Origin of the sequence: Streptomyces sp. AB3(2024), assembly GCF_041862025.1 — a bacterium.
Classification (GTDB): Bacteria; Actinomycetota; Actinomycetes; order Streptomycetales; family Streptomycetaceae; genus Streptomyces.
Genome location: NZ_JBGWAB010000194.1, coordinates 1 through 10243, shown reverse-complemented (window position 1 = coordinate 10243; position 10243 = coordinate 1). Strand labels below are relative to the sequence as shown.

Annotated in this window: 7 protein-coding genes and 1 pseudogene; 4 read left to right on the top strand and 4 right to left on the bottom strand. The window is 69.8% G+C overall.

All coding sequences use genetic code 11. The features are described 5' to 3' along the window. The first annotated feature begins 5 nt into the window (after positions 1-5). The 3 genes and pseudogenes from ACEPPI_RS38090 (at position 6) to ACEPPI_RS38080 (ending at position 3443) form a co-directional block, all read left to right on the top strand. Positions 6-1594: pseudogene (locus ACEPPI_RS38090) on the top strand (Mu transposase C-terminal domain-containing protein). After that, on the top strand, positions 1591-2340 hold the full coding sequence (locus tag ACEPPI_RS38085) for an AAA family ATPase (RefSeq protein ID WP_373919838.1): 750 nt from the start codon (positions 1591-1593) through the stop codon (positions 2338-2340). The pseudogene ACEPPI_RS38090 and the gene ACEPPI_RS38085 overlap by 4 nt, the downstream one beginning before the upstream one ends. Continuing rightward, on the top strand, positions 2337-3443 hold the full coding sequence (locus tag ACEPPI_RS38080; RefSeq protein WP_373919837.1) for a hypothetical protein: 1107 nt from the start codon (positions 2337-2339) through the stop codon (positions 3441-3443). Before ACEPPI_RS38085 ends, ACEPPI_RS38080 begins: the two co-directional genes overlap by 4 nt. Before the next feature lie 590 nt (positions 3444-4033). Here ACEPPI_RS38080 and ACEPPI_RS38075 read toward each other — a convergent pair. From ACEPPI_RS38075 to ACEPPI_RS38060, 4 genes are all read right to left on the bottom strand, one after another. Further along, positions 4034-4591, bottom strand: coding sequence for a helix-turn-helix domain-containing protein (locus ACEPPI_RS38075; protein WP_373919836.1), 558 nt, complete (start codon positions 4589-4591; stop codon positions 4034-4036). 130 nt (positions 4592-4721) lie between these two features. Further along, the gene (locus ACEPPI_RS38070; RefSeq protein ID WP_331741584.1) at positions 4722-5912 is read right to left on the bottom strand and encodes an ATP-binding protein; all 1191 of its coding nucleotides are present in this window, start codon (positions 5910-5912) and stop codon (positions 4722-4724) included. A 356-nt stretch (positions 5913-6268) separates the two neighbouring features. Next, a complete protein-coding gene (locus tag ACEPPI_RS38065; protein ID WP_373919835.1) occupies positions 6269-8938 on the bottom strand; it encodes a Helicase associated domain protein in 2670 nt (889 codons plus the stop codon). Next, positions 8935-9498 (bottom strand): hypothetical protein, encoded by a 564-nt coding sequence (locus tag ACEPPI_RS38060; protein WP_373919834.1) that lies wholly within the window; start codon positions 9496-9498, stop codon positions 8935-8937. Before ACEPPI_RS38060 ends, ACEPPI_RS38065 begins: the two co-directional genes overlap by 4 nt. 127 nt (positions 9499-9625) lie before the next feature. On the opposite strand from ACEPPI_RS38060, the gene ACEPPI_RS38055 reads away from it, so the two are divergent. Beyond that, entirely contained in the window at positions 9626-10000 is a 375-nt protein-coding gene (locus tag ACEPPI_RS38055; RefSeq protein WP_331741575.1) for an ankyrin repeat domain-containing protein, read from the top strand. Positions 10001-10243 lie beyond the last annotated feature (243 nt).

Genomic DNA, 10243 nt, shown 5'->3' with positions numbered 1-10243 from the left:
GCCAGCTGTTGGCTTTGCGCCGGGAGGGGAAGCTGACCACCCAGCATGTGCGGACGGTGGGTGAGACGTTCGGGGTGCGGGAGCGGGCGGTGTGGCGGTGGTTGGCCGCAGTGGAGGAAGACGACTCTGTGGTGCTGGGGGAGCAGGCCCGGTACTACGGCAGGTTCATGGTTACCCCGGAGGTCCGGGCTCTGCTCGGTCTGTGGAGGGGGAACGTCGCCGCTGTCCATCGTGAGCTGACGGCTCGCGCGGACCGGGGCGAGGGGGATCCGCCGCCGTCGGTTCAGACGTTGCATCGTGCGATCCGGCGGGATCTGTCCGCGGGGGAGCGGGCGGGGCTTGCTGGTGGTGAGCGTGAGGCCAGGAAGCATGATGTGTTTCTGACGCGGCCGCGTGGGTGGCGGAATCAGGTGTGGGAGGCCGATCACGTCCAGGCCCCGGTCCTGGTCGAGGTCGAGGGCACGGTCCGTCGTCCGTGGGTGACGTGGTTCGTGGACTGCGCGACGAACACGGTGATGGGGGTGGCGGTGACGCCCGGGTGTCCGTCGCGGGAGTCGGTGCTGGCCGCGCTCCGCGCTGCGGTGTTGCGCGAGGAGCCGTTCGGGCCGCAGGGCGGACTTCCGGAGAAGGTCCGGGTGGACCGGGGCAGGGACTTCTTGTCGAGGACGGTCGCGGCGGCGTTCGGGGCGCTGGTGGTCGAGGTGGAGGACCTGCCCGCCTACACCCCGCACCTGAAGGGCACGGTCGAGGGCCTGAACCGAGCTGTGGAGGTGATGTTCCTGGCCGCGTTGCCCGGCTACGTGCGCCAACCGCGCCCGGGCCGGCGGCGGGCCCGGCCCAAGGACGAGCTGCTGCTCGGGTTCGAGGACTTCACCGCCCGGCTGCTGCGCTGGGTGGAGTGGTGGAACACCGTGCACCAGCCGGGCCCGCTGGGCGGGAAGACCCCGCTCCAGGCCTGGGAGGCGGATCCGACTCCGGTACGGGAGGTCAGTCCGGAGGAGTTGTGGACGTTCACGCTGGAGGATGACGGACGGATCCGGGTGGTCTCCACCCGTGGTGTCCGGTTCCGTCGGCGGGACTATGTGGGGCCGTGGATGACGGGCCTGGCTGGTACGGGGGTGAGGGTGCGTTCATGCCGCACCACGATCACCGGATCGAGGTCTTCGACGCCGCGACCGGTCGCTACCTGGGACCTGCGACCGTCGCGGACGAGGCGAGCCCGGAGCAGATCACCCAGGTCCGCACCGCGCGGGCCGCGCGTGGCCGGCGGCTGCGCAAGGACCTCGCCGCGGCCCAGCGCGAGCGCTACGCCGCCGCGACCCGGCCGGGGAAGCCTGAGCGGCTGGACGCCGTGTCCGCGGTCGAAGCTGCTGCCGAGTTGGCGGTGGCTGACCGGAGGGATCTGTCGAGGCTGGCGCTGCCGGACCTGATCCCGCCGGCCGCGCCTCCGTCTGACTGGCGTACCCCGGCTTCCCTCGCGGCCCGTACCCGGCCGCAGACGTCACCCGCGCCGGATGACGACGGGCCCGGCGGCGGACCGGAGGCGGGTGTCACCGGTGGCGGGGATGGTGCTGCGGGCGGTGGTGTGCGGTGACCGCGCCCACCTACCAGTACGTGGATCTGCCCGAGGCCTCCATCGTGACCACAAGGGCGCTGTTGACTGCGCGGGAGAACATCGCGGACACGGTCGCCGCGCGGGCGATGATGTGCATCCACGGCAACGCCGGCTTCGGGAAGACGCTGGCGGTCAACACGTGCCTGCACGAGCTGGAGGACACCCGGGGCGAGGAGGTCTGCCGGGTCACCTTCCGGGCCCGTCCCACCGCCCGCGCGGTCCGCTACGAACTGTTCGAGACGCTCCGCCTGCCCGGTGAGCCTCCCCGCCACCCCAGCGAGTTCGACCGCCTGCTGAAGACCGCCCTGTCCGAGAGGCCGCGCACGTTCCTCGTGGACGAGGCACAGTGGCTCAACGGGGAGGCGTTCGAGTATTTCCGCTACTTGTGGGACGAGCCCGTCACTCAGATCGCGATCGTCTTCGTCGGCGGCGCCGGCGCGCACACGGTCCTGCGCCGCGAGCCGATGCTCTCCTCCCGGATCTTCATCTGGCAGCAGTTCACCCGCCTCACCCCCGAAGAGGTCCTCGACGTCGTCCCGCTCTTCCACCCCGTCTGGGAGGACGCAGACCTGGCCGACATCACCTTCGCCGACGAACAGGCCGCCCATGGCAACTTCCGCGCCTGGGCGCAGCTGACCGCCCACGTGCGGACCGCTATGGAGCGCATGGACCGCCCGCGCCCGGACCGCGACCTGCTTCGCTGGGCCTTCAGCCGCCTCGCATGAACCCACCCACCACCGCGCCGGGTCTGGCGATCGTCCTCGACTGTGGGGACGACGCCGCCTTCACGCACAGCGCCCTCGCCGCCCACCACCCCGCGGCCGGGCGGATCACCCTCCACCCCGGCCCCGGCACGACGAGCGATACCGCCCTGGCCCACGACCTGCTCCTGGCCCTGGGCAAACCCGTACACATCCCGGGCCGGTTCCCCCATGGCCGCCCACCGCTGTGGGAGGCGGCCGCCGCGTGGACGACCGCACTGGCCGTGACCCGCCTGACCGTCCTGCGCGCCCACCTCCTCGACGCACGCCGTCTCCAGCGCATCCTCACCCTGTGGCGGCAGACCGCAATCCACCTCACCCTCGTCGTCCACCGTCGCCGCCTGACCGCCGTCCTGGACCGCGCTCTCGCCGAGCTGCCCCATACCCGCACCACCACCCTGGCCGAAGCCCGCGCCCTCTACGGCAACGACCCCGCACCCCCAACCGACGCCCGGCCTGTTGCCGCGGACGCCGTCAGGTCCGGCGTGGAGCCGGGACGCTGGCTCACGCTGTCTCCCCTGGACCGGCTCGTCTCCTACGACAGCCCCAGCCCGTGCACGGGCCCCTGCAGTCCCGACCTGATCGACTGGAAACACCGGCTCGCCCCCACCCCCCTCACCCCCGCCCAAGCCGAGGAAGCCGCCCGCCGGATCCACACCGTGACCGCCCACCCACAGCTGGCTGCAGCCCTGGCCGCCACCCTGTTCACCGGAGCCTCCTTCCAGCAGCTGGCCACCGCCCGAAGCGACGACTTCCACGACGCACCAGCCCTGCTCGCACTCCACGACCAGGCCCGTTTCACCGACGGCTGCGCCACTCACCCCGTCCCGCCCTGGGCCATCGTCTTCCTGCGCGCCGCCACCCGCTACGCACACCTGACCCAGGCCACTTACCTGCTGGCCGGCCCCGGGGAGCGCCCGGCCGTCCTGCGTCTGGCCGAGGCTGCCGGGCTGCGCCCGCCTCAGCCACCCGGCGCCGAACGTGCGGCCCGGAAGGACGCCGTGGTGTGGGACTGGCGCGAAGCACAAGAAGCCCACGGCTACTACCCGCTCACGGCCACCCGCTGACTGTGCCGAGGCTCGATAGCCGTCACCGTCGGCACCAGATAGCCTGCGAAGGAAGCAGGTCGAAGCAGTCTGACTGTCACCAGAGAGGCGATGCAGTTGTCACACGTGGGCGATAACTGGGTCGTACGGGCACCGGCGCACAGCGTGACTCGCGAGGACCTCAGCGCCATGCTTCGGGAACAGACCGCGGCATGCGGACCTGCCCGTGATGCCTTGATGGCCGGGGGTGCCTTCGTCGTATGGGACGGTCTGGTCCCTGCCATCCGGCACGCGGGGGTGTTCGGGCTTCGAATCCGCTCAGCTGCTCGGCGCGGCCACATGATCGAGGGTCTTGCCGCCTCGGTCGACATCCTGCGGCAGGCTGGGGAAGAGCTTGTCCGTACCGGTGTCATTGACTCTGCGGACAGGTCGTCCGTGTTCACGATCTTTCTGAACTCGTCGGTGACAGAAGTCCTGGCCTGCGCAGGCGGGCGCCGGCCCAACCCGCTGCCATCGCCAGCAGACGTCCCCGAGTGACAACACACCGGCCTTAGTGTCAACTCTCGTGCTTCGGCTCACTGACGACCTGCCGCAGACCCGGCCTCTACACGTCACTGAAGGGCGAACTCGATGAAGTCGATGTCATCGAGGGTTACGTGGAGACCGTGGGCACGGTGACCGGCCTCGCGGAAGTAGAGGTGTCCCAGCGCACGGCCGAGGATCAGCTTGTGCTGCTCCTCGCTGACACCTGCGTCCAAGGCGGCGAAGATCTGCTGTGTCACCGCCCCGTTCAGACGCCCGGTGACACGCCGCAACCGCGGATCGTCCGAGCTGCCGCCACCGGCTTTGAACCCGAACCGGGCCCGGGTATGGACGACTACACCACCGGCCTCCGCCGCGGCCCGCCGGCGCGCACGGATCAGCGGCTGCCAGCGGGCCCGCACGAGTTCCGCGATCTTCTGCTCGTGGCCGGGGTTCGGGCGTCCTTGGCTTACCGGCTTGGGGGTCACCCAGCGCTGGACGGTCCGCTGGGACACGCCCAGGACAGCGGCGACCTGCCGGGTGGAGCCCCGCTCCCACCGCAGCAACGCCTTCAGCTGATCCGCCGTCGTCACCGGTACCGGCCGCGTGTACAGGAGCCGCTCCAGCCCCTCACCTATCGCCCGCACGACCCCACCAGCCCCTTCGGCACAGCATCCCGAGTCCCAGCGGGTCCACCATTCCCCCGATCGGGTGGCGGCGGGCTTGTATCCGGCATAGCACTGACGCCGGGCTCTCCCTTGCGCTAAAGAGCCTCCGTCACCACTTCCCGCGTCCGGTAGAGGCATTGACGATGTGGCGGATGATGGCTGCGGCTTCGTTCGGGTTGCGGTCCAGCCAGTCGGCGAGGTGTTGGCGGATGACCTCTTGGACGTAGGTGTCCGCTTCGGGATTGCTGAGCCTGGTTCTGGTGGATCCCTCGAAGACGGGATGGGCGAGCTTTACGGACACGACCGCGGTCAGGCCCTCGTGGACGGCCTCGGCCGTGAGGTCCTCGTCCTCTGCGGATATCTGCCGTTGACGGCGCGCGTGCTCGTTGACGACAGACGTGAGCGCGGTACGGAAGCCCACTTCGTGGGCGCCGCCTTCATGAGTGCGGGTGCTGTTCGCGAAGGAGCGGAACTCTCCCGGGGACCAGGTGTTCCACTGCATGGCGACCTGGACGAAGATCGTCTGCTCCTCGTTCTCCGACGTGAAGCCGATGGCGGGGGAGTGGACGAGACTCGAGGGGTAGGGGTTGAGGTGGGCGACGTAGGCGCGAAGGCCGTCAAGGTGGTGGTGGCGGACCGGTCGCTCCGGACGCTCGTCGGTGAGTGATATGGCCAGGCCCCCGTTGAGGAAGGCCAGTTCCTGGAGGCGCTGCGACAGCGTGGCGAACGACCACAAGGTGGTCTCGAAGATGTCGGCGTCTGGCAGGAACACAATCGCGGTGCCGTGTCCGCTGCTCTCTTCGTGCCTCGTCAAGGCACTGATCGGGATGCCCTTCTCGTACTCCTGGGTCCAACGGTGGCCGTCCCGGTGGACCTCGACCGTGAGACGGCTCGACAGTGCGTTGACCACGCACAGGCCCAGGCCGTTGATGCCGCCGGACACCCAGTAGCCGGTGCGGGGCTTGGGAACGAAGGACAGCTCCGTCAGCTGGCGTTCGACGGCGGACTTGCCGGTGGACTCCCGTACCTCGACGGGCAGGCCGCGCCCGTTGTCCGTGACGCGAATGCCGCCGTCTGCGGTGATCGTGACGTCGATGGCGTCGGCGTGGTCGGCCAGGTGCTCGTCGACGGCGTACGAGACGACCTCGTAGACCATCTGGTGCAGGCCGCGCTCGCCGGTCGAGCCGATGTACATGCCGGGCCGCCTGCGTACCGCCTCGAGGCCCTCGAGTACCTGGATGTGACTGGCGTCGTACTCGTTCACGTTTACGGGCTGACTGGGGTTGCCGGATTCGGTCATGAAGCACCCTCCCTGGGACGTCCTGAGCATGGTGAGCGCAGGTCACCAAAGCGCGGACAACACCGCTTTTACGCTGTCGCCCGTGCACGTCTATCCTAGGTATCCGGAGGAAAACGTGCAGGTCAGAGCGCATGTGCTGAGGTCGCAGGTGGCTGCGTCCACGACTTTGCCGACAGCATCGTTCTGGAGTGCCGCCACCGGGAGCAGGGCAACACGAAGACCCCGCCACAGGCGTGCAGGGGGCGTTCTAGGCTGGAGCCGGGGGGTCTTTCCTCGCGAGTTCCCGGCAGCGTGTGACTCGCCTGCCCTGGAGAGACCACGTCGAGAGGTCGGCCCCTGGAGCTCTGCCACAACCGCTACCGCGCCCAGTCCAGGCCCAGCTGCGCGAGGGCGGCGAGCTGGTCGGCGGTGAGTTTGTCGCGTCGGGTCTTGGTGTTGGAGACCCATACGCCCAGCTTCACGATCACCGGCTCCGCCTGGCCCTCGACCGCGACCTCTTCCCCGTGGGCGCGCGGCACCGGCCGGTCTGCGCCTTCCCGCTCGATCCACTGCGCGAGGGCTGCCAGGCCCCGTTGGAACGCCTGCTGCGCCTTGCTCGGCCCCTTCGACGTGCGGCTGGTCGCCGGGGCCGGAGGCGGCGCCTGGGCGGGTTCTACGCCCAGTGCGATCAGCCGCTCCTGCTGCTCGGGCAGGAGCCGCGCCCAGGTGGCCGGCTGCTTCTGCTGCTGAAGCCACCGGCCGATGTCGTCGCCGTCCATGAGCACGCCGGGCGGGATGTCGGGCAGCTGTCCGTCGGCGTCGACCAAGTCGGCCAGGACGCGGTGGTGGCGCTGCCAGTCCAGGGGCCAGGGGCAGTTCCAGTCCTTGTCGACCGCGGCGAGCTGCGCGCCCCGGGTCGCCGCGGTGTCCTCGTCCTTCCCGAGCCCGCTCTTGACTCCCTTGCGCCGGAGGTTGGCCATGTACTGGCCGATGGGAACCATCTCGTCGTCCTCGCCCCACACCGCGTCCTGCCGAGGCGCCAGGTGCCCTGTGGCTCGCCGGTAGGACCGGAGCACGGCGAGCTTGGCCTCCCAGGCCTCCTCACCGGGCTCCCAGACCATCCCCGCCTCCGGCGCGTCCAGCAGCTTCTTGCGCCGGTCTTCGAGTTCCCCGGTGCGCAGGGCCTTGCGCTGCTGGTGCACCCACCGCCCCAGCGGGAACGCCTTGGTGACGCCGACCTCGACCTCGACGTCGTACGGGACGGCGTGCAGGCCGACGATCTCGTTCTCGGCCCGCCATCGGATCAGTGCCTGGTAGCCCTCCAGCCACACCAGCGACTCGGGCCGGTAGACGCGGGTGCGCAGGAACGCGGCGATCGTGGCGGCGTCCCGGGGCGAGGAGAAGTGCAGCAGCGCCGACTCGGCCGCCGCGTCGGTGCCGTCCTCCTGGTCCTCGCCGTCACCTTCGCCGCCGGCCCCGATGCCCCGCCCGTCCTCGTCGCGCCGGACGTGCAGCTTGCGCTTCCCGCTCGTGAGGGCGCTGGAGGCGAGCTGCTCGACGAGGCGGTCGTCATGACAGCGCAGGCCCTGGAGGACCGCTACAAGAGGGCGGAAGCTCGCGGAGGCCACCATGTCGGTCGGGTCCTCGTTCGGCTCCAGGAAGACGGGCACGATGATCCGCGCGACCTTGGTGGAGCCGTCCTTATTGAGCCGCAGGGCCCGGCCGATGTTCTGGACGATCTCGACTTGCGAGCCGCGGGTGTCGGCGAAGCAGATCGCTTCGACGCCGCGCTCGCCGGTGATGTCGACGCCCTCCCCCAGGACACGGACGGATGCGAGGAACGCGCGGTGTACGCGCCGGTTGTTCGCGTCGATGCCGTTGGCGAACTGCCGCAGGACCTCGCGGCGCTCGGTGACGAGGTGGTCGCCGCACAGCCACGCCGACCAGACCCGGTCCGGCGGTACGTGGCGGCCTGCGTCCAGCTCGTAGAACTCCGCGTCGATCGATGACTTCGGCAGCTGCTCCGCGGCCGCCAGGTCGGTGTCGGAGGCGTCGGTGACGTACAGCTCGGCTGCCGTCTGCGGCAGCTTGTCCGCGAACGCGGCCGCCTCCTCCACCTTCTGGTGGAACGTCATGACCGTTCGCAGGTTGTACGCCGCGGCGTGCTCCAGGAGTGCGGCCTGCAGGAGCGCCAGGCGCCTGCCCCGCCGTGCCTCCTCGGACTCGCCGAGGACGGGGGAGGGGTCGCGGATCTCCAGGACGTCGATTTCGAATCCGGCGAGGATCCCCCGCTCGATCGCCTCCGACAGGCCCAGCTCGGCCAGCCAGGCGCCGTACGTTCCGTCTGGGTCATCGGCCATGCTCGCGATCTCCGCCTCCTGCCCGGCCGCGCCCTTCTGAGGCGCGGCCGCGGCCAGGATGCGCGGCGTCGCGGTCAAGTACAGCCGGAAGTCTGCAGGGATCCGGGTGTTGTCGTGGATGGCGGCCCAGGGGCGTCCGAGGTCGCCGGCGGTTCCGTGGGCCTCGTCGACGATGGCGAGGTCGAAGCCCGTCATCTGCTGCCCGTACAGCCTCTCTCCACCTGCCAGGGCGGCCTCCAGCGGCCCGCGGACTTTCCGCTGTCCCTTAGGTGCGTCGATGTCCTCGCGGTCCACCAGGGAGGCGTACGTGGCGAACACGACCACCGGTCCGGCCCCGGCCCACAGGGCGAGCTGGATGGGGTTGGTGGTGGTGCGGACCCCGAGTTTGTTCAGCACCGGGTCGTTCTCCAGCGAGCACACCGCGACCATCGGGGCCCGGTGGCCGACCAGGCGCCATGCCTGGGCGGTTTGGGCGAGCAGGTCCAAGGTGGGGACCGTGACGAGGATCCGGCCGCCGGGGAAGCACTCCATCGCGCTCGCGGCGGCCGTGATCGTCTTGCCCGAGCCGGTCGCTGACACGATGGTGCCCCGGGCCCCCTGTGGGGGCACAGATGACCTTGCAGGGAATCCCACCCACTGGCGGAAACTCGACTTCTGGTCGACCTGGTGTTCGCGGAGCTGGATCAAAGGAATTCTCCCGGTGTGGGAAGGACCTGTTCGATGGAAGTGATCCGGTATTCGGCGTCCTGGTATGTGCTGCCGGGCCGGCTGAACATGGCCTGGGCGTATTCGACCGCCGCACCGCCTGAGGCGGCGAAGACGTGCCGGACCAGGGGCTGTTCACCTGCCGAAGCGGCAGTGGGTCGGGCTGTGATCCGGTAGACGCGGTGGCGCAGCACCTCGACCGGCAGGCCGCCACCGGACTGTTCGGCCCAGGCCGCCTCTGTAGCCATACGCTGTACTCGCTGTTCTTCCCGGCGGGCCACTCGCCGGTCCTGGTCTGGGGAGTACACGGACATCTGCTGCTCCGCCATGACCTCTACGATGCGAGCCCATTCGATGCGCTGGCACGAGGCAATGTCCAGCGCGGTCGGCTTGCGTGGCTCCTGGGGTCCGGCGAGTGCGCGTTCCTCGCGGTCGCAGGCAGCCTGCCACTGTTCCTTCACCTCGCCCAGGACGAGTCCGTGGGCCTGTCTGACCACAGAGATCTGCGCCAATTCATCCGGATGGTATTCGTAGACAGGCATCCGCGAAACCTCACTCGATGCACCTGGAGGGTGTGGTGCTATTTCTCCAATGGTACATGCTGCATCATGCTATGGTCGGCGTCCGAGCACATGACTGACGAGCAGCGGGAAGCGAAGGAGGACGTCAGTGGTCGAGAATCCTTGGACGCCCGCCCATCAGGCGGTCGAGTCCAGCGACTATGCCGAGCTGACCCGCCTCCTCGATGAAGGCGCGGACGTCAACGAGGTGTGCTGGGGGATGACCCTGCTGGAGCATGCCATTGACCTGGAGGGTGACTCGGCACTCCAGTCGGGGACCCCCATCGATAGTCGGCTCACGGCGATACTGCTGGCCTACGGGGCCGATCCGAGACCGCAACCCCCGGGGCGGATGAGCGCGGTGGACCTGGCCGACTTCTACGGTCACGACATCGCCCACCGCCTGATAGACCGGATCACCTCAGCTGCTGCCAGCCGCCCGCGAAGCGGGCTGTGGTCCTGGAGGCGAAGCCGGAAGGACTGAACAGGCGGGAGCGAAGCGGACGCCTAACGGGCCGAAGGCCCCGACCCCGTGAAACGGGGTCACCTAGGCCCGCGCAGCGGGCCGTTCGGGACGGAGCGAAGCGGAGACCCGAACCGTCCGGAGCGAAGCGCAGGACTCCGGCCCGATGGCCGGCACTGGCCCGGCGAAGCCGGGCCCCGCTGAGCGCAGCGAAGCGGTTCCCTTCCCAAGCGCGCAGCGCTTGGGGCCCCGCTCCGCGGGAGA